Source organism: Chloroflexota bacterium (genome assembly GCA_020161265.1).
Lineage (GTDB): Bacteria > Chloroflexota > Chloroflexia > Chloroflexales > Herpetosiphonaceae > Herpetosiphon.
This window is the reverse complement of sequence record JAIUOC010000001.1, coordinates 684079-706647: the sequence shown is the minus strand read 5'-3', so window position 1 is coordinate 706647 and position 22569 is coordinate 684079. Positions and strand designations below refer to the sequence as shown.

The window sequence follows — 22569 nt, the reverse complement described above, 5'->3', positions numbered from 1 at the left end:
GCTGCTAATTATTGACCAGCGTATGCACCACGCTTTGTAAATCTTTTTCGCTGCCAATTGAGCGTAAATCAAGCCCAATGCTCACCAGCATTTCGGCCACATCAGGCCGCACGCCAATTAATGTAGTTTTGGCTCCCAACAAACGGGCGGCGTTGCTTACCTTGAGCAAACTATGGCCAGCATCACGATCCAAGGTTGGCACACCAGTTACATCGAGAATCAAGTGGCGGGTACGTTGGCTTTTGAGGTTGGTTAAAATTTGCTCAACCAGCGTGCCCAAGCGTTCTGCATCCAAATCGCCAATTAATGGTACAACCAAACTATGCTGGGTAATTGGCAAAATTGGCACACTCAGGCTGCGAATGGTGGTTTGCTGCTCAGCCAGTTGTTGGGCCAACACTGCTTGGCTATCGGCTTGAGCTTGCACCTCTTGCAGGGCTTTTTGCAGGGCAGCGGTGCGCTGCTCAACCTGCTGTTCAAGCGATTGTTGGCTAGTACGTAAAGCTTGGTTCGAGCGTTCGCTGGCTTGCAGGCTATTGGTTAGTTGGCGATGAATTTGCCAAAGCAAACCCATCACGACTAAAATTGAGAGCGAGTTGAGTGAAACTCGCACAGGCATTTCCGACCACGGAAATTGATCGATCCGCAACCGATTGGTGATGCTGATGATGCTAACAACCCATGCTAAGCCACAAATGCCTAGTAGCCGCCGACTATCGACGAACGGCAGTACAAGCACAATCGAAATAATCGTAACCGTGGCAATTGAGAGCAAGGTGAAAAAGCGAAATGAGCCAACAATCACCAAACACAACGCAGCCATGTTCATTAGCACGACCGCTGATTGATTATGCTGGCGAAGGATGAGCCAATAGGCTGCGCCTAACAACCCACTAGTAACCGCAAAGCTGCCGACGGCGATCCAATCGCCTAACACCATGTACAAAAACATCGAGATGAGTGAACCGCCGAGTAGCCAGTAAACCGTGGTTTTCAGGCGTTTGGTGACCAGCGCTTGCTCTGTGGGTTGCGACATTGCGCACCTACCTTTGCCGTTGGAAGGGGAGAATCGGCTTAAGCATACCGAGTTTTGTGCCTGAGTGCAAGCACGATTAACTCGCTGCTCCTGTGATAATCCGTAGCGGAATAGTCGCGGCAACGGCAAGCTCTGCTAAATGACGCGAACCACGGCTTTGGGTAATCTCTGGGTGAAATATGAGCACCAGTGTTGCACCACTGGCAAGCATTCGCTCATTTAATCCCTTCCACGCTTCGCCGGGGTAACGGAGCGTATCTCCACGGGTTTTGGTCATACGAACAACGGTTAGCCCCAACGTTGCAGCAATGTGACCAGCAAGCATATCGCAACCTGGTGAATCACCATGGATGACGATTGTATCGCTCGCTAAACTTTTTAGTTCAGCCTCGATCGCTATGGTATTATTCCATGCGACTGCTCCCGCAACCACCACCCGCATTTTTTCCTCGCTATGTTGCGCCAAATGAGCTTGCTCCTTGTAATTCTAGAACCAAGCCTAAGTTGACTATTCATCATTCAGGCTCAATGGAACTTGGCCATCCCAACGTTCGATTAATTGATATTTAATTAGGGCTTCGGTTAGGCTCGCCGAAAGAATTTGGTTGGCTTTGGCTTGTGATTGTGCTCGAATCATGAGGGAATCGCTATCGCCTTGAGCGGTTGCACGGTTGACGTTGGCTTGGCCTTCAGCTTCGATGCTCTGCTGTTCAGCAATAATTTGTGCTCGTTCGAAGGCGTATTGTTGCTGTTCGACCGCTTGTTGGCGCTCAATTTTGTTATCAAGCGCAGCCTTGAGATGCTCAGGCACATGTACTTCGCGAATCACAAAATCTTCGAGAATTAAATGGCGTTGGGCAAAAACCTTGGTTAGATGGGCTTGAACTTGGTCGGCCACATCGGCACGTTTCTCGCCACTCAATTCTTCCCAGCCATAGGTGCTGGCGATCATGGTCAAGGCTGAACGGCTTTGCTGGCGCACAACTTGTTCTTCGATTGTTCCAATTGGTTGACCGCCCCAATCGGTGTAGAGGTTGTTGATGCCATTGGTATCAACACGATATTGAATTGCTACATCAAGGTTGAGTTGTTGCGACTCGCGCGATTGAACTTTAATTGAATCGTCGCCATACACTGGGCCTTCATCGGCTTTTTGCACCATTACATAGGTTTGAAGCGTAGCGGGGTAATCGTAGACTGTGGTGGTAAATGGGTTAACCAAAACCCAACCAGGCTCACGGTAGGCGGTAATTGTATTATTAGCGCGATTAAAGGCAATGCCAACTGAACCAGGCGCAATCGTGCGCCACGAAGCATTCAGCAGCAGCACGCCCACAAGCGCAATGATCACAGCAATAATTTGCCGTGGGGATATGCGAATTCGGCGTTGGCTGGTCATAAAAGCTCCTTTCTGCAAGACACCAACTATTATAGTATAGCTTTTTGGCTCATTACGTAGGAAGCACTAATTAGTTTCGCCAAGCTTAATTGAAATTTCGGCAAGCTTGTTTTTTATTGCAAGCTTGCCGGATGTTTGTATTTTAGTGATTGCTGAGCACAAATTGGTTTGAACTGGGTTGCTTGATCGTTGGGTTGGCGTTGAATCCTTTGATAATCAACCAGATTGCCAAGCTCATTTCGGTCAAAGCAACTGGAATCGCCAAAATTGCACCCCAGGTCGAAAGTTGCTCGATCACCCCGAATAGCTCCAACAATGATGCAAGAAAAATTGAACTTGATCCAATCAGCCCAATAATTGCGATGGGACGCGGGATCAAGCGAGTGCGATAGAAAATGTAGCTATACATCAGCGTGTTGATGCCAAGCATGAAATTTGGCCCGATCATGAATGTCCAATCGTGGATGGCAATTAATGCAGTGCCGACCACGCGATAGCTTTGCTGATCAGGGGCAGTGGCGCTGCTAAATTCACGGCTGAGGGTCAGCAATGCCAACATACTGGTGATCCCGATCATAATCACAACTGCTTCGAAGAAGCGAAAACACAAATGAGCCAAAGCAATCCGTTCACTATATTGACGTAAGATCGGAAACATGGTTACGGCTGTACCAACCATTGAGACCACTAAGCTTAATTCCATGACCGCAGCAAAAACAATTTGGTTGCCATTGGCTGCACCAGCAACCAAATAATCGCTTTGGTTGAGCAATGGTCCGTACATAATCAAGCCAATAATCGAGGTTACAGCGGCCAAAATAAAGTAAATCCCAATCAGGATGGCGTTACGACGCTGGTTTTGCATAGCATGTGCTCCTTCTGCAGGCTGGATCGATTGGTTGCGTGGCACGACGGCAATCAATGGCAAGCCTAAATCGCGAATTTTGCGCAAGATCCGATATAACGCTGCTTGATCGACGATTACGCCGCTGAGCAGCGTGTCGCCTTGCGCCGTTTGGCTGATGGCTAAGCCCTCGAACCATTCAGCCCAGCGCTGGTCAAGTTGGCCTTTGATCTGAATTTGATAGCTGTTGCTTTGATTTGCCATTTATTCGCTCGCTTGATTGGGTCGTGCTACAACTGCCAGCAGCATACAATTTGGCGAGCAGCCTGTCATACCTCAAACGAGTTATTCAGCGAGGTAGCTCAATTTTCTGAGTAGTTTGAAATTTAGTTATGGGGTAGCAGGCCTAGCGTGCGGGCGCGAGCAACCGCTTGGGTGCGATTGCTGACTTCGAGTTTGGCATAAATGTTGCGGGCATGCACTTTGACGGTATAGATCGAGAGATACAAGCGTTCGCCAATTTCGCGGTCGGTCAATCCTGTTGCAATTTGCTGCAAAACTTCGAGTTCGCGCTCACTCAAACGCTCAAGGGTGTGGGTTTGCATCTGTACTGAGGGCTGGTGCTTGGCAAATTCAATTAATGCTTGCTTGATTAATGGCGAATCGAAACCATGATCAACTGCCAATTGCAACAGTTGCTGGATTGCCGACCCATGATCAAGCAAACTACGGAGTAATTGATGTGGTTCAGCCAGCGCTATAGCCTGTTTGAGTTCTGCCAGAGCAGATTCAGGCTGTTGCTGGGCGGCATAAGCTAAGGCCAACAGTAAAGCGATTTGTAAGAGTTGATCAGGCCAGTTTTGGGCTTGTTGCTGCAATGGCTCTAGCAAAGCAATTGCTGTGGCTGATTTGGCTTGGGCTAAGGCAATTTGGGCTTGGCAGATTAATAGTTGATGCTCGGTGGCCAGTTGGTTGGCGGCAGTGAATTTGGCTTGGCGCAACAGCAGTTGAATTCGCCAATAGCTAATATCGCCAAAACGAGCACTAAAATATTGCTGGCGTGCCAATTGTTCAGTTTGATCGATCAGTCGTTTTGCACCTGCGTAATCGTTGCGAGCTAATTTAAGTTGGGCCAACATCAATTCACCCATAATAAAACGATCGATGCCTTGCTCATATTGCCTGGCTAGTTGCAAGCTTTGCTGGGCATGTTGTTCAGCCGTGGCCAAATCATTCCATTGATAATGAATTCGTGCTAAGCCCAAATGTGCTTCGGAGATGATTTGCTGTGGTTGCTCACCCGCCAATTGTAAAACGTGGCGATAGGTTGCGGCGGCCCGATGCAACTCAAGATTGCTCTCCTGAAGCTGACCCATACCAATCGAAGCCAAAATCAGGGTAAAGGTATCGTTTGATTGTTGGCTAAAGTTGATCGCAGCGGTCAGCGCTGCATTGGTGTTTTGACGCTCGCCGCGCACTTGGTAGGCGTAGGCCAAAGCCCAATTGGCGGTCGCTCGAAACGGCAAATTCTGCGGATGTAGATATTCGAATGCTCGCTGAGCTTGCTGAATAATCGCCTCAATCTGATATTGAGTGAGCGCTAGGGTTGCACGGGCGGCGGCGATTTGGCCCAGTAAATCACGGTTGCGCAGATTTGCTGGTAGGAATTGTAATCCGCGTTCGGCAGCTTGCAATTTTGGCTCAACCCCGCTGGTCTGGCCAAGCACTAATAAAATTGCTGCAAACCGTACCCACAACGATGGTTGTTGATCAAGCACGCTGGTGGGTAATCCAGCTAGCCAATTCAGCATCGCCGAGACATTGCCGTTCGAATGTAGCGGCATTTGCTCCATTAATCGCTCGGCCTGTTGATAATCGTGGGCGACAGTGGCATGCTGAAAAGCTTCAAGCAATAAGCCTTGCTGTTGATACCAAGCACTCGCCCGTTGATGCAAGCCTGCCAGCTCGTGCGGATTGGCTTGTTGGGACAAGCGTTGGCGCAGTAAATCACCAAATAATTGATGATAACGATACCAATAGCGCTGTTGATCGAGCGCCACGATAAATAAATTGGCCTGATCGATCTGTTCGAGCAGGGCTTGGCTGGTGGTTTGGTTTAACACGGCATCGCACAACGGCCCACACATGCGCTCAAGCATTGATGTTTGCACCAAAAATGTTTGAATTTCGGCTGATTGGTGCTGCAAAACCTCTGCGAGCAAATAATCTAAGATAAATTGATGTTGGCCGCTGAAGGTTTCGATGAAGCTGCTGGGATCGTGCTGGCCTTGCAGTGAGAGCGCTGCTAGTTGCAAACCTGCAATCCAGCCTTCGGTGCGGGCTTCGAGGCTGGCAATCGCTTGCTCGGGCAATTGCAAACCCATAACATTGCGCAAAAATTCGCCACTTTCAGCCAAACTAAAGCGCAAATCGGCTACGCGAATTTCATTCAATTGGCCACGAGCACGCAGCCGCGCCAACGGTATTTGCGGATCTTCGCGAGTAGCTAGTACAAGGTGCAGCTTAGTTGGCAGGTGTTCGAGCAAAAAATTGAGCATATCGTCAACCGCCTGTTGCTCGATCACATGGTAATCATCGAATACCAAAATAATTGGTTGGCGAATCTGGTGTAGCTCGTTGATCAGGCTGATTAAGAGATTTTCGCTGGCGACTGGCTGCGTTGCTTGGAGCGCCTGCTGGACACTTTGACCAATTTCTGGCTCGACGGTTTGCAGCGCCGCCACCAGATAACTTAAAAAACGCAATGGATCATTATCTCGTGGATCGAGGGTTAGCCAAGCTTTGGCGTGGGTGGTTTGCTCAAGCCATGTGCTGAGCAAGGTGGTTTTGCCAAAACCAGCAGGTGCAGCTACCAAACTAAGGCGTTGGTTCAAACCACGCTCAAGTTTTACGCTGAGCCGTGAGCGCAGTACACCCTGCATGCGCAGGCTGGGAATCGCTAGTTTGGTTGCTAGAATTGCAATTAGCATAGCTGCATTATAAAAGCCGTGAGTTGCTAGCGTCAACAACAACCTTCGTAGATTGAATTTTTAACGCGGAGGCGCGGAGATGGTATGGCTATTGGCTGTAGGCAATAGTCTATCGGAAGTTAGTTGGGATTCTCATGCTTCTGTAAGCCAATAGCCAAACGTCAATAGCCATATCTTCGCGGTTACACATTAACTGACCCCTAGTCCCTATCTACTGCCCCCTTGACCTCACCATTTGCGCTCAACGCTGAATTTGGTAGCATGCTGCTAGTTCGTTGGTTTTGGATAGATGGAGCACGCATGCCAATTCAGCTTTATACCGATCTTGCGCAAGCCCAACAAGGACCATTAGCGCGAGTGGCCTTTGATACAGTCGAAATTCCTGAGCGTTTGCAACAAAGCCTTGACCACATGTTCGGGGCTGGTACAACGCCTGCCGCAGCGGTTGACCAGATTTTGGCCAGTGTGCGGCGCGATGGCGATGCGGCCTTGGAGCACTGGAGCCGCACAATCGAAGGTGTTGAATTAAGCCAATTTGAAGTTGATCGTTCGGCGATTGAAGCCGCCTATAGCCAACTTGATCCCTTGTTGATTGAGGCTTTGCGGGTTTCCGCCGCCGAGATTGAGCGTTTTCACCGGAAGCAAACCCGCCAAAGCTGGGTTGATTGGTCGGATGAGGGTGCCTTAGGTCAGATCGTTCTGCCACTGGAGCGGATTGGGGCGTATGCGCCAGGCGGCACGGCTCCCTTGCCATCATCGTTGTTGATGGGAGTGATTCCGGCCAAAGTTGCTGGGGTGCGCGAAATTATTGTGTGTTCGCCACCGCAACGCGATACTGGCGAGATCTCGCCGTTGGTTTTGGTGGCGGCTGATATTGCCGGAGTAAACCGGATTTTTCGTTTGGGTGGGGCGCAGGCAATTGCGGCCATGGCCTATGGTACGAAGAGCGTACCGCATGTGGATAAAATCATTGGCCCAGGCAATTTATTTGTGGTGTTGGCCAAAAAAGCGGTGTATGGCACGGTTGATATTGAAGCCTTGCCCGGCCCGACCGAAACTATGGTGATTGCCGATGCTGATGCTAACCCCGAGCTAGTTGCCGCCGACTTACTGGCTCAGGCCGAACATGATCTGCTGGCTTCGGCGATTTTGCTCACGCCCTCGCTGGAATTGGCCGAAAAAGTCCAAGCGGCTGTGGCTCACCAACTCGAAGAACTTGAACGAGCTGAAATTACTGCTCAGGCGCTAACCAACCGCTCAGGGATTGTGCTTGTGCCTTCATTAGAGGTTGCGCTCGATTTGAGTAATGCCTATGGACCTGAGCACCTCTGCTTATTAGTCAATGATCCTTGGCAATATGTGGGCAAGGTTCGCAATGCTGGGGGCATTTTCCTTGGTGAGCGGTCGTTTGAGGTGTTGGGTGATTATGTGGCTGGGCCATCGCACATTATGCCCACTGGCGGTACTGCTCGCTATGCCTCGCCCGTTAATGTTGATCACTTTCGCAAAGTTATTTCGTTGGTTGGCTTGAATGAAAAAGCCTTGCAACGTTTAGGCCCAGTTGCTCAACGTTTGGCTGAGGCCGAAGGCTTGACAGCTCATGCTGCTGCTGTGCGCCGCCGTTTAGAGCAAAAATAATGGCTAAAGGCTTTGGGCTATAGGGGTATATTCGGTGGTTGTATGTTTTTTTGAATTCCAACGATCATAGCCTATAGCCTTCAGCCTTTAGCCATATTTCAAACTCTTTTGTGGTTAAACAATGCTCTAAGGTTTTAATCAACTAACCTTGGATGCCTGAGCCTGGTGCTAGAATCTAGCCATTGAGCCAGTTTCGGCTTTTCAACCACGCAATTGATCACGCAAATTTAATAATTTATTGAGCTTTGGTCATGGTTAAGATTAGGCATAGGCAAGCGAGGGGAGATCTACTATAATCAATCGTATTATACTAATGCTCTGATGGAATTTTCAATGGATAATCAACATCTCTCCCTACCTGATCTTCAGGTCGTCCAACCAATTCAGATTAATCCCTTCCAAGCTCAATCCATGGAGTGTACAGCAGCGATTTGCGCAGTCTATGCTGTTGATCTGCCAGGCATGGATCAATATACCTCAATGTCGTCGTATCTTTTTCCCACGACAAGCTTTGCGCGGTTGCTGGCGATTGATTTGCTGAATGCCACGCTGTTTTATATTGATGATATGTATGATCGGAATCAGCGCCAAGTGCCGTTGTATGGCGATCATCCCACTCCAGCAGTGTATGCTGCTTGTGCCAAGATTTTTATTGATGGCCAAATGCCTGATCCAATTCATCGACTTTACCCGATTTGGCAAGAATTGCATCGCCATTTTCACGATTTAAGTAGTCGTGAGTATCGCCAGCGGCTGGTTGAGTCGTTGATGCAGCATTTTCAAGCGATTCGTGTGCCGAATATGGCCTTTAAGCAGCCCAAACCCACCGCGCTTGAAAGCTATCTCAGCACCCGTCTACACGATTCGGGCATGTATCCAACGATGTTGCTGATTGAATTTGCCCTTGATATTGCGATCAGCCCAGTAGTGTATGCCCATCCGCAAATCAAACGAGCAACCGATTTGGCGGGTTTGGCTGCGGCGATTATGAATGATCTATTTTCTTATGAGAAAGAAGTTGTGCTGCTTGACTCGCGCTTTAATCTCATCCGAATTCTGATCGATACCCAACAGTTGAGTTTTGAGCAAGCCGTCGATCAAACAATTCGCTTGATTAATCAGTGGATTAGCGAATTTCAGGCGATTGTGGATCAGGCGCAATGGTTTGCTGATGCTCAACATAATCACCAAGCGCGGGCATATCTGGCTGGATTACAACAGCAAATTGCCGCCGCTTGGCATTGGCAACTCTCGACTAATCGTTATCGTTCGCCGAATTCACCATTTGCCATGCTGCGCAAGATGTTGCCGACGAACCATAATCAGCGCATAGAACAGCACTAAAATCAAAAGGCAGAAGCCAAAAATAAAAAGAACTAATGTTTATGTTAGGGCTTGTTTATTTACAGAGGCCCATGATGGATTGTGTGACGTTTCGGCATTATTGGCTGACTCCTGAGCATAACCAAATTACTGGCGATCTGCGCACGCAGTTGATCAATCATTTTATTGAGTGCTCAGTTTGTAGCGATGCCGAATTAAGCTATCGTTTGCAACAACGTGATGTCGATCTGACCAAATATCCCTGTATTCATTTGGCTGAATATGCTGAATTTTATTGTGAGCAACATCGCAATCCTTTCGATTGCCCCGATGCAATTATTGCTTACGATTCAAAACAAAATGAATACGGCATTATTCATGGCGATCGATCAAGCACTATTAAGATCAATTGTTGCCCTTGGTGCGGAGTCAAATGCTAATTCAGAGCATAAAATCAAAAGGCAGAAGCCAAAAATCAAAAGAACCAATGTTTAAGAGGTGGAGATGGTCTAGGGTTCAGAAGCTAGGGGTCAGGACTTAGGTTAAATCCCTGAATCCTGACTCCTTGCTTTTATTTTCGTGCTCTTCGTAGATCAATCAAGCTTGATTGATCGCCTCTTCGACGAAGCTGATAATTTGCTCAATGGGAATATTAAAAACCCCGGCTTTGCCTTGGACGAAAGCCTCGCGCCACGATTCATAACCCTCAAGGTAGCTTGGGTTATCCACATTGGTATCGACCAGCTCGGTTAAACTTTGCTCAAGGCTAGCTGCGACCACTGGAAAGTGGCCAAGCTGGGTGAGTGGCTCCTCGCCATGCGGATTTTTGACCTGCACCCCAGCGATGCTAATGTGAAAAATTGCCCCCAAACCCGAGTGATACTCGATTTTGTTGATTAAAATCGCCGATTCTGGCTCGTTGGGGCGAGTATGGTAGCGCCAAACTTGGCCTTCACTGAAATAATATGCGTTTGCAGCTTCGCTCATGATTAAGTTCCTCTCAAAAAATAATTTCAGCTACTATACCAAATAATCTACTCGTTGACGATAGGCTTACTTCACCCCAACCCTCAACAGCAGCAGGATTTAGTCAATCCATTGTTGGCTATTTACAGTTTGGTCAATCAAGTTTTCAAGCGCGATTAACTCAGTTTCGCCAACAAAATCTCGACATCCATAATAATGTGAAACCGATTTGGTTTTGCCGTTCATCGTAATTGATGTAGCAGCTGATGGGTTATCGGTGGCACTATCCTCGCATTGAGGACCATCAGGATTATAGCTATCTTGATAATCCCAATACTTGCTATTCACGAAGGCGTTGATCAGGGAAAGCAATTGCTCGTTGCTGATGCTCGATTCGGCAAGGCCAACGGTTTTTACAAAATCTTTACCCTCATAGCGAACCTTGCCTGTATGATCAATTGCTACGGTATAGACTGGACATGTGCCAAAACACATTGTTCGCTCGATTGTTATTTCAAGATCGCTAGGCACTTGCTGAATCTGGGTTGGGGCAGCCGTTGGTTGAGGCAGTTCTGTGGCAATTTGCTGAGTTTGAGTCGGGGCAACGGTTGGTTGGGGTAAAACCGTGCTAACTGCTTGGCTGCCGCAGCCGATTAATCCCAACAATAGCGAACCTAATAAGAAACTTCGTCGCATGTTCATCAAACCAACCCCTTTACTCATTTAAGCTAAAATTGATCGTTGCTTGATCAGTGCCTCAAGCTGATTACACCAAACTTGATTGGTACCTAAGGCATTGTCTTTACCAATGGGTCATCAACACTTAAGTCAATTGATCCAGTTATGTTTGGGATAATCCTTGGCCTAGCAACTCTCTGGCTACAACCACGATCACACTAAAGTATAGCATAGAGTCGCTAAACGAGGCAATTTTAATGAGGAACACATAATGAAAAGCTATCCTTTACCCGTTGCGCTTAGTATTCCAACAGGCTGGATTGTGCATTGGAATACGCTGTTTGAGGTTGAGCCTTTGTTGCCCGATGGCTCGATCAATCGCGAGTTTAATACTTCTGAGGATCTGATTTGGATTGAGCAGTTGGATCTTGGGCGGTTTATCGATTACATAACTCGTTTGGCTATCACCAATCGTCCAACACAGGCAGCTGAATTAACTAAATTTGCCGAGGATTGGGCCAAGCATCAAACGATTGATGAAAGCCTGAGCATTGACGTTGGCTGGCATCGCAACGGTAGCGCCGAAAAAGATGCTCGTAGTGGTTATTATCGCTTGGTGATGTTACGCGGTGGCTGGGATAAGATTATCTATCGCTATGAAACAACTTCTACCAGCGATTTAGTCGAAAAAATCAATCATTGCCTGAATTATCCTGAGCACTACCTCAGTCGTGAGGATTAAAAAAATCCACCAGATCGATAGTGCTCGATCTGGTGGATTGGCATGAACTTAATCTAGCAGTAAAGGTTGTTGCCTGGGCTTACACCAAGAATATTGGTAATTGTTTGATACGAACTGACGCGGCTTTGAACTTGGCCAGGATTACCACCGTTGCACTCCAATGAGCCGTTGATGCTGCGGATGGTTTCGCCGAAGCCATTGCCATTGACCATGGCATCGTGCGGGGTCATCGAGCCTGGGCCGCGTTGGGTCATCCAATACCACAAGGCGGTTTTCCAAGCCACAGCGGGGTCACGCGAAACCATATCAGGATCATTCAGCAAATTCAGACCCAATGCTTGGCCGGCCAACCCATAATTGTAGTTCCAACTCAACTGAATTGGGCCACGGCCAAAGTAGCGTTTGCCAGGGGCACAAGGCCATTGAGCACTATTTTGGCAATATTCGCCTTGGGCAATTTCAGTCACATGGACAAAGTTGCCAGTTTCGTGGGCAAAGTTGGCCAGAGCAGCGGCGGCTTCGCGCTTGCGAGTTTCGGTCGAGCCAGTGCCCGCAAAAGCTGGGTAGAAAGCTGCGGCCTGTACTAGACCTTCATAGGTGTAGAAGGGATTGCGATTGGGGAACATTTGATCAAATTGGGCTTTGCTAACGATTGAACTAAAGCCCGTTGGTGGTGGTGGGTTGGTTCCGCCACAGGTGGTTGGCTCCCAAAACCAGGTGCTGATGGTTGGGTCATAGCCTGGATTATCGTGCTCGGCCACATAGAAACTGCCGTTGTAGCGCACAATATTGCCCGTGTAATATTGACGACCTGCCACCCAATCCGTGTAGTTACAGGTGCTTGGTGGTGGAGTTGGGGTTGGTGGTGGTGGGTTGGTTCCGCCACAGGTGGTTGGCTCCCAAAACCAGGTGCTGATGGTTGGGTCGTAGCCTGGGTTATCGTGCTCGGCCACATAGAAACTGCCGTTGTAGCGTACAATGTTGCCCGTGTAATATTGACGGCCAGCCACCCAATCGGTATAGCTACAACTGCCGCCGCCACCCCCGCCACCCCCGCAACTCGTCGGCTCCCAATACCATGTACTAACAGTTGGGTCATAGCCTGGATTATCGTGCTCAGCCACATAATAATTGCCGTTGTAGCGCACAATATTGCCCGTATAATACTGCTTACCTGCAACCCAATCGGTAAAATTGCAACTCTGAGCAAGGCTCGCCTGTGAATTAGCAAATGATTGACGCGCCATCCCAGCCTGTGGATTGACCATGCTGCCCCAAAATGCACTAATCAAGAGTGGTGCTAACAACAACTTGCTTAGCCTTGATGGGTTCAGTTGTGGAAATTTCATGAGGTCTCCTTAATCTACGCTTCAATTGCCTAGCAACGTTGCTAGAATTGAATTGATTCGTACACTCCACCTTTATTATTCCAGTGGAATTATGAAGAACGTAGCATGGCAACAGCTGCTTGTCAAGGGTTTTTATTAAGAAAAAGTTTAAATTAGTATAAATATGATTAAAAATAGCTAACTTGAAATGGAAGTTGAGAATTAAGCTGGTCGGCTTAATGGTGGACTATATTGATAGATTGGGCTTCGACTGAATCGTAATGCTGGCCGAGCGCAGCGTTGTTATCAATCGCCCGTTATTGAGCTTCAGCTACAAGCTTTGATGTTTAAATTGAGCAAGCTTATATGGATGTGCAGTTACCAAAATGGGCCAAATAATTATCTGGGATCGCGTGCATTACATAAATCGTGCTACGTAAGCCAGAACGAGCGAATTTGACAAACAAGCGCTTCGCTGCTATACTTACGCCTCGTAACAACTGAATGAGATTTCGTCCGGAGCAGTGGCCGAGCGGTTGAAGGCGACTGTCTTGAAAATAGTTAGGGTGTCAAAGCCCTCGTGGGTTCGAATCCCACCTGCTCCTCCACCATAGATACGGGAAGGTGGCTGAGTGGACGAAAGCAACGGTTTGCTAAACCGTCGAGGGGTCACACCCTCCGAGGGTTCGAATCCCTCCCTTCCCGCCAAACAACAACGTGAGCGATACTCACGTTGTTTTGTTTTAACTTCAACTTTTACATGCTATAATCCTGCCCTCATTGCCTAACCATTATTAATTTTTAAGGAGGCAGGCTTGAAAGCAATTGTTATAGCTCTTTTTCTCGGTTTGTTAGTAATGCACGTTGGGGTGGCCGCACCGCAAAGCGCGGTCGTGGCAGGCGAGTTACGTGCCGACGCAACCTTTGCCCACATTGGAGTTTCGTGGGCGATTAGTGGCGATACCAATCGCAATAGCACACTAACCTTGGAATATCGTTTGGTTGGTAGCTCAACTTGGCGCAATGCAGCTCCGGCCATGCGAGCCAATCCTAGCACGATTGTTGAAGGCGATGCGCTTAATCGTAATTATCATGCAGCCAGTGCCATGTGGCTTACTGCTGGTGAGGAGTATGAATTACGAGTTACCCTAACCGATCCCGATGGTGGAGGCACGAGCCGCACAATTACCAAGCGTACCCGTAGCCTGACAGATTTTGGGCCAACTGTGCGCACGCGTTTTGTAGTTCCAGGCAATGGTGGCGGCGATGGCTCGTTCGCCAATCCATATCAAGGTATTCAAACCGCAGTTAATAATGCTCAGCCAGGCGATACCTTCACCTTGGCAGCAGGCACTTATCAACCCTTCCAAATTTTGATTAACGGAACTCAAGCCCAACCGATTCGGATCAACGGGCCGCTCAATCGCAAGGCGATTATTGATGGAGCCAATACCACGCGTGGCGTTGTAACCCTTGGCGAAAGCAACCAGACCCTTGGTTTTGTAATTTTAGAGAACTTGACGATTCAAAATGGCGCTTGGGGCATCGATGCCCAACATACTCACGACATTCTGATTAGCCGTAACCTGATTCGTGATGTTGGCTTTGGCATCTACAATCGTCGCCAAACCCATCAAGAATACAACCAAACCGTGATTGATAATGTGATTACTGGCCGCACGACGTGGCCAGGCACGGGCATTCCCAGCGAGCGCGGCCTCGATTTGCGCGGCACTGGTAATGTTGTGGCCTATAACAGTGTGATGAATTTTGGTGATTGTATCTCGGTGCAGCCGTGGAATGCCCAAAGCAGCTATGGCCAAGATATTTATCATAATGAAGCAGCATTTTGCGTTGATGATGGCATTGAGATCGATTACAACCAAGCCAATACGCGGGTATGGAATAATCGCGTGATCAACGCTCGCACTGGAGTCAGTATTCAGCCAATTTATGGTGGGCCAGCCTATCTATTTCGCAATAACTTTTTTAACATTGCTGGCGCACCCTTCAAATTGCACAATCAACCAACTGGCTTGTTTATTGCCCACAATAGCTCAGCACGGATCGGCAACGCGCTGAGTGATGATGGTCAGCAGTGGCGCAATACAATTATTCGCAATAATCTTATGTTGGGTACACGCTATGCCTTTGAATTTATGACAGTTGCCGATGAAGGCTTTCGCGATGTCGATTACAACGGCTGGGGAACCAATCACGCCAGCGATTCGCCCTCGGCTCCCGATTTTAAGTGGAATAATGTGCGCTATTTGCGGCTGAGCAATTTACAGGCAATCGGCGTTGAAACCCATGGTGTAACCGTGAGTTTCGATGATGTCTATAATGCCAGCCTGCCAGCCTCGGTTGATGTGGCCTCGCCGATTGGCGAATCCGATTTACGTTTGCAAAGCAGCTCAGTGGCGATTAACAAAGGCGCAGTGATTGCCAACCTCAATGATCCATTTGTGACCGATGGTCAGCCCGATTTAGGGGCGTTTGAATTGGGTCAGGCGCTGCCGCACTATGGCCCACGCATCGATTATCAAATTCCGAGCAATATTCGGGTTTATGTACCATTAGCTCGACGTTAATATGACATAATGTGAAAATGCCCTGATTTACTGCGAATTAGGGCATTTTCATCCCTATAAATCGGCGCGAATCGCCCACAAATCGGGAAAGAATGGCTTGATTGTGCTGGCAAGATAGGCCGCGCCGCTTGAACCACCAGTGCCTTGCTTCATGCCAATTGTGCGTTCAACCATTTTAACATGACGATAACGCCACTCTTGAAAACCCTCGTCGAGATCGATCAGGCGCTCGCAGAGGTTGCTAACCAAGGGATTTTGGCGATACACCGTGATCAAAATTGCCTGAATTGCTGGTGATGCTACGAGCGGCTGGGTTACATCACGCTCAATTTGCTCGCTGGGAATCGCATAGCCATTCAGCTGTAGATAGTGTAAAAAGCTATCCCACAGACTTGGTTCTTGGTAGCGTTGTTCGAGTCGTTCATGGCTTGGCAATGCGGCGAAGTGTTGCAAAATTGCTGGGCGTTTGTAGCCGAGTACAAATTCAATTTCGCGAAATTGCAGCGATTGAAAGCCACTGGCCGATTCGAGCGAGCCGCGAAAGGCATTGAATTGCAGGGGAGTCATGGTTTCCATCACATCGACTTGGGCCACGATGGTTTTCAGAATCGTTAAAATGCGGCGGATGCTTTGGTTGGCGCGGCCTGTATCGTTGGCGCGTAAGAGATCGCCTAAATAATCGAGTTCGTGCAAAATTTGCTTAAACCACAACTCATACACTTGATGAATCACGATGAACAATAATTCGTCGTGTTCGGGGCCATGGCTGCGTGGCGTTTGCAAGGCTAAAAGTTCATCAATATTTAAATAACTAGCATAGGTTAAGGCCTGAGACATGGCACACTCCTTCGGATGCGGCGTTTCAATAGGGCTTGCGGCGCAAGTCTACCATAGCCAATCAGTAGCGTCTACCAATTAGCCTAATACTCCTAGTTGGCCAATAGCCAAACTGGTTTGTAAAAGACTTAAAATTCACGCCAAAACTCAACCGCCTATTTGGCATGTTCTGTGTTACACTGGCCATGCAGCAGGGTGAGTAAATTAACATTGTTCTTGGGTAGTGGCCTACTAAGCCATGTGGTAGCACATGGAGGAGTCTTGAACATGCTAAGACGAGCCGCATTGGGGATGTTTGTAGTCATCGGTTTGGCCTTGGTTAGTGCTTGTGGGGGTGCTTCTCAACCGCAAGTCGAGACGATCAAAATCGGCTTTTTTGGCCCAATGAGCGGCAACAGTGCCAGCGATGGCACGCACTCGATGTATGCTGCGAAATTGGCAATTGATCAAGCAAACGCCAACCAAACTGTGCCCGGCAAAACCTTCGAGTTGGTGACCTATGATGATCAACTTGATCCCAATCAAGCAATTACGGTTGCCCAAAAACTCGTCACTGAAGATAAAGTTCGGGCCGTGATTGGCGGCTCCTACAGCAGCACCACCCGCGCAGCCGCCCCAGTCTTCCAACAGGCTGGCATCCCCATGTTAGCGGCTTATGCCACTCACCCCGAAGTTACCAAAACTGGCTCGATGATCTTTCGGGTGATCTATGTTTCGACCGTGCAGGGCCAAGCTTTAGCGATTTATGCCACGACCAAACTCAATTATCGTAATTTCCATGTGCTGAATATCAATAATGATTATGGGCGAAGCATCACCGAAGCCTTTACCAAAACCGCCCAAGCCAATCAATCGACGATCGTCAGCACCAGCGAATACGCCAGCGATGTTACTGATTTTAGCAGCCAGATTGCCACTATTAAGGCTAAACCAGCCGATGCCTTGATTTTGATTGGGTATTATGCCCAAAGTGCTGATATCATTAAACAAGTTCGTCAGGCAGGCATTACCTTGCCAATCATTGGCTCCGATGGCTTAGATTCGCCGTCATTGGTCGAGCTTGGTGGCAGCGATGTTGAAGGCGTGATTTTGGCAACCGATTTTTCGCGCAATGACCCACGATCAATTGTGCAGAATTTTATTCGCGAATATCGTAATGCCCACGGGATTGATCCCGACGTGGTAGCTTCATCAACCTATGATGCCACCAATTTGTTGATCGATGCCTTCAAACGTAGCCCAGACACCAGCTCAAGTGCGATTCGCGATACCTTGGCTGCGACCCAAACCTATGAAGGAGTAACAGGCGCAATTGTCTTTACGCCTGAACGTGAAGTCAATAAAACCGTGCTGTTCGTCAAAATTGAACGAGGAACCTTTACCTTTTTGGATAAACTTGATCCCAGTCAATTGCCCTAAATTGATCTGAGCACGTCGTTCGATCCAACGTCGCAAAGCACCATTTCAGCAGAGGTAGGAATACATATGCGGGCACGGGTTCGCCAACGAGTTACCTGGATTATCTTGCTTGCGGCGTTGTTGCCGTTATTAGCGGTGTGGGCAATTGCCTTGACGATTAGTTATCGAGCGCAGCAGCGTTCGGCGCAAAATCAACAGGTGGCGCTCACTAACCTCGCAGCTGAAGATTATCGACGCTTTGTGCTCAATAGTATGGACGAGTTGCGCGGCGCTGCTGAAACAATTGGGAATAATGGTAATCCCAGTCAGTTGAGCGATTTGCAGTTGGGTTCGCAAGTGCTATTTGGCTCAAGTTTTTCTGAAGTTGGGGTGTATAGCCTGAATGGCGAACGAATCGCCGTGGCGGCACGCTTGCGCGGCGTGCGCATGCCCGAGTCGTTGGCAGGTTCACCATTATTGCAAATGGTGCAAAATCGCCAAGTTGCAATTGAAAACCCTGCGCCCTTGCAAGCCATCTCTTTGCCACTTGCCCCTAGCGAGGTGCCACGCTTTCGTATGGCATTGCCAATTTTAGGCAATGCCAACGCCCAATTAATTCTGGTCGCCGATATCAGCATGGATCGGATTTGGGAAACGACCTCGCGGATCGAATCAGCCGCCCAAATGCGGGTGTTGGTGGTTAATCAACAAGGCCAATTAATTAGCGCCGCCAATACCCAAGCGCTCATCGAGAATCAAGATTTATCCAGCTTACCCTTGCTGCAAACTGGCAATGCGATTGAAACCTATCGTAGCCCATTTGGCGAAGAAGTTTTGGGTGTGCGTACCTCACTTGATCCTACCGATTGGATTTTGATCGTCGAACGACCACTTGAGGTTATTTATAGTAATGTTCAAACCTTGGCAATTAGTTTGTTGATTGTGATTGGGATTGCCTTGCCGATTGTGGCGGCGATTGGTTGGTATGTTGGGCGACGATTGGCCTTGCCCGTACAAAAATTATATGCAAGCGTCACCCGTTTTACCGATGATCCCAATGCCTATACTCCGGTGCACCTCAACACCCGCGACGAATTGGCTAGCCTTGGCGAGGCCTTCAATACGATGGTAGTTGGCCTCAATGCCTCGCAAACACGGCTTTCTAAAATGAATGAAGAGCTTGAAACGCTGGTTGTGACCAGAACTGGCGAATTGAATCAGGCGTTGGCTGAGGTGCAAGCCCAAAATGTTGAGCAAGAACGTTTGCTCGAAACTGTGCGCCGCCTGAGCATGCCGACCATCCCAATTACTAAACATATCCTAGTGATGCCGTTGGTTGGTGAATTTAGCGCTAATCGGGCTGGCGATATTAATGCAACGCTGCTCAAATCGATCGAACAACAACAAGCTAAAGTTGTAATTATGGATATTACCGGCGTCCCGGTTGTCGATCAATCGGTGGCGCGAGCCTTGATCAGTGCTTCGCATGCGGCGCAATTGCTAGGAGCGCGGGTGATTTTGGCAGGGATTCGCCCCGATATGGCTGAAACTTTGGTTAATTTGCATTTGGATCTGTCGGTGATTGATACGGCGGCAACCTTGGCCCAAGCCTTTAACCGTGGTACTGAGTATTTGCAAAAGCGTCGGCGCTAAATTGAAAATCAATGATGCTCAGGCTCGTTGCGAATGTAAAGTTGCTTGAGTAGCGGCGTAAACACACGGTAAAAACGTTCAAGGGTGTCGATCATCCAAACGTGATGGTCGGCCCAGTGCTGATGATCGTGCAAATTGGCGTTGCGCCGAATCAGCCAAATTTGATATTCTTTGGTCAAAGGATTTTCGCGCCATTCAAGCCCAACCCCTAATTGTTGCTCAATTGCTACCCGTTGTTGACGTAACCAACGAAAACGTAATTTGGCTGAAATACCACTGAGCATTACCGCCACGCCAATCCAATTATCACGTTGATTCAAGACTGCTTGTAAGATGCAATCGGCGCGGCCAAGCGCAAAGCTGGTGCTTGGCTCGGAATGCGGTTTTTTGGCCCCAAGATGGCTATTACGCTCACGTAACATGGCATTAAAGCGCATCCAATAGCCTAAATAGATATTTTTGCTGGGGCTGGCTGGAGCAGACGGTGCTGCTGGAACTGGCTCATTGGTGATTGCCAGTTCCCAATCGGCTGGCTTGCAAATCAGCTTGAAGTGCGGGGCAAATGGCGAATCATCAATTTGCCATAATTCCAATTCGATTGCAAAAAACAATAAATGGGGCAGCGTTTGTTGGTTGAGCCATTCGATCGTAGCGCGATGCTCAGGCGTAAAATGCTCAGCAATCCAAATTAAAATCGTCGCCTTGACCGTGCTAGCGGTGGTGAGCAATTGCCCAAGATGGGCATGATCGCTGCCAGCTAGTTGATTTTCGATCAAGACTTTAGTTTCGGTGCGTTGATCGTAGCACACCAGGCTTTGGCGTAAATTGCCAGTGCCTTTGTTGAGTGCTTCGAAGCGTAATTCGAGGTTGGTGGCAGTGTTGAGCTGAGCGATATTTTCGGCTTGGGTGAGCCAGTGGGTAAAATGGCTGGCTGCCTGCCGCCAAGCATCATGAATGGGAACCCGTTTAAGCCGACCAAGCTGATTCATCGCCGTAATTCCTCACTACACCGTTGGGCTGCAAGCTGCTACAGATTATAGCATGAAGGGCGGGTTGCCCGGTTAAAGCTCCATCAAGCGATTGATTTGCCGCAGCACCGAGCCTGTTAGCATTCAGTTGATTCGTTAAAGGAGTTGCAACAATGGCCGATGACCTGCTGATTCTGGAAACTGAGCGCTTGATATTGCGCAAATTAACCCCTGATGATCTTGAGGCCTTATTCCGACTGTATCGTGATTCGATCATTCGTGAGCACTTCCCTGAGGGTGTGTTAAGCCGTGAAGAAACTCAAGCCGAGCTTGATTGGATTATCAAGGTTTATTACGCTAAATATGGCTATGGCTTGTGGGCAACGATTTATAAACCAACTGGGGCATTCATTGGGCGCTGTGGTTTACTTCCATGGGTGATCGACGAGCGCCAAGAAGTTGAAGTAGCCTATTTGCTCGATCAAGCCTATTGGGGTCAGGGTTTGGCAACCGAGGCGGCCCAAGCAATTGTTGGCTATGGGTTTGATCAGCTTCAATTTGAGCGTTTGATTTGCCTACCAATTCCCGAAAATGCTGCTTCGATTCGGGTAGCTGAAAAAATGGGCATGCACTTGGAGCGCGAGTTGGTGCTCGATGGCTCACCCGCGCTGTTATATTCAATTGCCAAACGCTAGCTTATGGTTGTGCTGGAAATGGCTCGACTGCATAGGCTCCGTTGCGGCCAACATAGATCGCCAAACGCCCACTAAGAAAGACGATATAGCTGCTGACTCCTGCGGCCATGCTTTGCTGCAAAAATGTGGGATAGCTGATTTCACCGCGTTGCGAGGCCTTGAGGGCTGTTTGAAAGGAGACTAAATCCAGTTGACTCGCAATTGCTGGCAGCTTGTTTAGGTTTAATCGGTAGACGAAGCTTTGGCCTTGATGACCATAGTAGGTCATTTCAAGCCGAATCAGATCAACATGATATTGCTCGACAGTTGGGCTTAGCCGCTGAATCACCTCGGGAAAGGGTAAGGTTCCGTTGAGGGTGCTCTCGGCACAAGCTTGCAGCAGTGTTTGATCGAACGTTGACATGGTGTTGCTCCATAACAGAATGCTATGGAGCAAGTTTAGTTCTCGGCCAGCAGCAATGATTGAAGAAATGCGACATCCTTAATCGTGGCCGCATAGGCTGTTGGCGATTGGCCGACGCGTGCAGAAAATTGGCGAATAAAATGGGCCTGATCTGCATAGCCCGAATCAAGGGCAAGGCTAGCCCAAGAATCACGTTGGGCCAATGATCGCAGCGCCTGATCAAATTGCACTAAGCTGGCATAGGCCTTCGGTTGCAAGCCAATTTGCTGATTGAATAGCCGTTCTAGTTGTCGCCGACTGAGGTTGACCTCACGCGCAAGTTGGCTAATCGGATATGTGCCCTTGGATGCAAGCAGAATATTTACTGCATTGATTAGGCTCGCGTGGGGCGAGCAGGCTTGTGGCAACAGTTGATCATGCACAAATTGACTGATTAGTTCGGCAACGCTGGTTAAATCAGCCGCTTGTAAGGCTAGCGTGTCGATTTGTTCAATCAGATATTCGAGCTGGCTCGCTGCTATAAATTCGTGCAATGGCACATGCTGATCGTGCAAATCAGCCATTGGATGCTTGAAACTGGCAAATACGCCATACGGTTGAAAAACCAGCAAGATTGTTTGGGTTAGTTGGTCGGGCTGAAATTGACGAATCGTCGATTGTAATCCCGTCAAGCCTAGGCGATTTAAATGTTTAAAGGTATTTGTTAGCTGCTGATGTACGCCCAAACGCCCTTGATACTGGATTCCTGCCACCGGAAATGGCGTTGGCAAGACTGGATAGGCTGGGGCTTCGGCTCCATGCGCTTGGTGCAATACGATCGAACGAATCAATGAGCGTAACGCACGATTGACTGGCAGGCTAACCAAACTCATGCAGGCTCCTCGAATGGAGTGATGATCTATTCAGGCTTTTATTTTAGCTGCTATGCATTGATTGTTCAATCATCCACAAATTCCTGATATTTATCCCCTTCGTGGCCTTCGTGCCCTTCGTGGATCGAATACTTTGCGACTCTGCTTTTGCCTTCTGACTTTTGCCTTTTGATTTGTTCTATGTTCTCTTTGCTATGGCCTAACTTTT

20 protein-coding genes and 2 tRNA genes are annotated in these 22569 nt (G+C 48.5%); 10 read left to right on the top strand and 12 right to left on the bottom strand.

Going from position 1 to position 22569, the window contains the following annotated elements:
* Window positions 1-4: 4 nt before the first annotated feature.
* The 5 genes from LCH85_02455 to LCH85_02435 form a co-directional block, all read right to left on the bottom strand.
* Entirely contained in the window at window positions 5-1036 is a 1032-nt protein-coding gene (locus tag LCH85_02455) for an STAS domain-containing protein (GenBank protein MCA0350834.1), read from the bottom strand.
* Between the two features lie 76 nt (window positions 1037-1112).
* Window positions 1113-1502, bottom strand: coding sequence for a DUF2493 domain-containing protein (locus LCH85_02450; protein MCA0350833.1), 390 nt, complete (start codon window positions 1500-1502; stop codon window positions 1113-1115).
* A 42-nt stretch (window positions 1503-1544) separates the two neighbouring features.
* Window positions 1545-2435, bottom strand: coding sequence for a hypothetical protein (locus LCH85_02445; protein MCA0350832.1), 891 nt, complete (start codon window positions 2433-2435; stop codon window positions 1545-1547).
* Between the two features lie 142 nt (window positions 2436-2577).
* The gene (locus LCH85_02440) at window positions 2578-3543 is read right to left on the bottom strand and encodes a DUF4386 domain-containing protein (protein MCA0350831.1); all 966 of its coding nucleotides are present in this window, start codon (window positions 3541-3543) and stop codon (window positions 2578-2580) included.
* 122 nt (window positions 3544-3665) lie between these two features.
* Window positions 3666-6269, bottom strand: a complete 2604-nt coding sequence (locus LCH85_02435) for a LuxR C-terminal-related transcriptional regulator (protein ID MCA0350830.1) — start codon at window positions 6267-6269, stop codon at window positions 3666-3668.
* Between the two features lie 300 nt (window positions 6270-6569).
* On the opposite strand from LCH85_02435, the gene hisD reads away from it, so the two are divergent.
* The 3 genes from hisD to LCH85_02420 all read left to right on the top strand — a co-directional run bounded on the left by hisD (window position 6570) and on the right by LCH85_02420 (window position 9670).
* Complete coding sequence (gene hisD / locus LCH85_02430) at window positions 6570-7907, top strand: histidinol dehydrogenase (protein ID MCA0350829.1); 1338 nt, start codon at window positions 6570-6572, stop codon at window positions 7905-7907.
* A gap of 333 nt (window positions 7908-8240) precedes the next feature.
* Entirely contained in the window at window positions 8241-9251 is a 1011-nt protein-coding gene (locus tag LCH85_02425) for a hypothetical protein (protein ID MCA0350828.1), read from the top strand.
* An 83-nt stretch (window positions 9252-9334) separates the two neighbouring features.
* Window positions 9335-9670: a hypothetical protein gene (locus tag LCH85_02420; GenBank protein MCA0350827.1), complete on the top strand. Its 336-nt coding sequence runs from the start codon at window positions 9335-9337 to the stop codon at window positions 9668-9670.
* A 157-nt stretch (window positions 9671-9827) separates the two neighbouring features.
* Here LCH85_02420 and LCH85_02415 read toward each other — a convergent pair whose 3' ends face one another.
* Both LCH85_02415 and LCH85_02410 read right to left on the bottom strand, forming a co-directional pair.
* Window positions 9828-10217 (bottom strand): hypothetical protein, encoded by a 390-nt coding sequence (locus LCH85_02415; GenBank protein ID MCA0350826.1) that lies wholly within the window; start codon window positions 10215-10217, stop codon window positions 9828-9830.
* A gap of 99 nt (window positions 10218-10316) precedes the next feature.
* Window positions 10317-10898: a DUF6438 domain-containing protein gene (locus LCH85_02410; protein ID MCA0350825.1), complete on the bottom strand. Its 582-nt coding sequence runs from the start codon at window positions 10896-10898 to the stop codon at window positions 10317-10319.
* Window positions 10899-11145: 247 nt separating this feature from the next.
* On the opposite strand from LCH85_02410, the gene LCH85_02405 reads away from it, so the two are divergent.
* Window positions 11146-11616 carry a hypothetical protein gene (locus LCH85_02405; protein ID MCA0350824.1) on the top strand — a complete coding sequence of 157 codons (471 nt, stop codon included), beginning with the start codon at window positions 11146-11148 and terminating at the stop codon, window positions 11614-11616.
* A 53-nt stretch (window positions 11617-11669) separates the two neighbouring features.
* Here the strand turns inward: LCH85_02405 and LCH85_02400 are convergent, their stop codons facing one another.
* Entirely contained in the window at window positions 11670-12626 is a 957-nt protein-coding gene (locus LCH85_02400; GenBank protein ID MCA0350823.1) for a chitinase, read from the bottom strand.
* Between the two features lie 836 nt (window positions 12627-13462).
* On the opposite strand from LCH85_02400, the gene LCH85_02395 reads away from it, so the two are divergent.
* The 3 genes from LCH85_02395 to LCH85_02385 all read left to right on the top strand — a co-directional run bounded on the left by LCH85_02395 (window position 13463) and on the right by LCH85_02385 (window position 15535).
* Window positions 13463-13552, top strand: a tRNA-Ser gene (locus tag LCH85_02395).
* A 10-nt stretch (window positions 13553-13562) separates the two neighbouring features.
* Window positions 13563-13652 (top strand) — tRNA-Ser (locus tag LCH85_02390).
* A 107-nt stretch (window positions 13653-13759) separates the two neighbouring features.
* Complete coding sequence (locus LCH85_02385; GenBank protein MCA0350822.1) at window positions 13760-15535, top strand: right-handed parallel beta-helix repeat-containing protein; 1776 nt, start codon at window positions 13760-13762, stop codon at window positions 15533-15535.
* 54 nt (window positions 15536-15589) lie between these two features.
* On the opposite strand, the gene LCH85_02380 is transcribed toward LCH85_02385, so the two are convergent.
* The gene (locus LCH85_02380; protein MCA0350821.1) at window positions 15590-16372 is read right to left on the bottom strand and encodes a tryptophan 2,3-dioxygenase; all 783 of its coding nucleotides are present in this window, start codon (window positions 16370-16372) and stop codon (window positions 15590-15592) included.
* Window positions 16373-16639: 267 nt separating this feature from the next.
* On the opposite strand from LCH85_02380, the gene LCH85_02375 reads away from it, so the two are divergent.
* Complete coding sequence (locus LCH85_02375; protein MCA0350820.1) at window positions 16640-17791, top strand: ABC transporter substrate-binding protein; 1152 nt, start codon at window positions 16640-16642, stop codon at window positions 17789-17791.
* Between the two features lie 66 nt (window positions 17792-17857).
* The gene (locus tag LCH85_02370) at window positions 17858-19423 is read left to right on the top strand and encodes an STAS domain-containing protein (protein ID MCA0350819.1); all 1566 of its coding nucleotides are present in this window, start codon (window positions 17858-17860) and stop codon (window positions 19421-19423) included.
* Window positions 19424-19431: 8 nt separating this feature from the next.
* Here LCH85_02370 and LCH85_02365 read toward each other — a convergent pair whose 3' ends face one another.
* Window positions 19432-20412 (bottom strand): DUF4268 domain-containing protein, encoded by a 981-nt coding sequence (locus LCH85_02365; protein MCA0350818.1) that lies wholly within the window; start codon window positions 20410-20412, stop codon window positions 19432-19434.
* A 152-nt stretch (window positions 20413-20564) separates the two neighbouring features.
* Between LCH85_02365 and LCH85_02360 the strand changes: the two genes are divergently transcribed.
* Window positions 20565-21086: a GNAT family N-acetyltransferase gene (locus LCH85_02360; GenBank protein ID MCA0350817.1), complete on the top strand. Its 522-nt coding sequence runs from the start codon at window positions 20565-20567 to the stop codon at window positions 21084-21086.
* Window position 21087: 1 nt separating this feature from the next.
* Here the strand turns inward: LCH85_02360 and LCH85_02355 are convergent, their stop codons facing one another.
* A complete protein-coding gene (locus LCH85_02355; protein ID MCA0350816.1) occupies window positions 21088-21489 on the bottom strand; it encodes a DUF1398 domain-containing protein in 402 nt (133 codons plus the stop codon).
* Window positions 21490-21524: 35 nt separating this feature from the next.
* Window positions 21525-22361, bottom strand: a complete 837-nt coding sequence (locus tag LCH85_02350; GenBank protein ID MCA0350815.1) for a helix-turn-helix domain-containing protein — start codon at window positions 22359-22361, stop codon at window positions 21525-21527.
* Window positions 22362-22569: the final 208 nt, after the last annotated feature.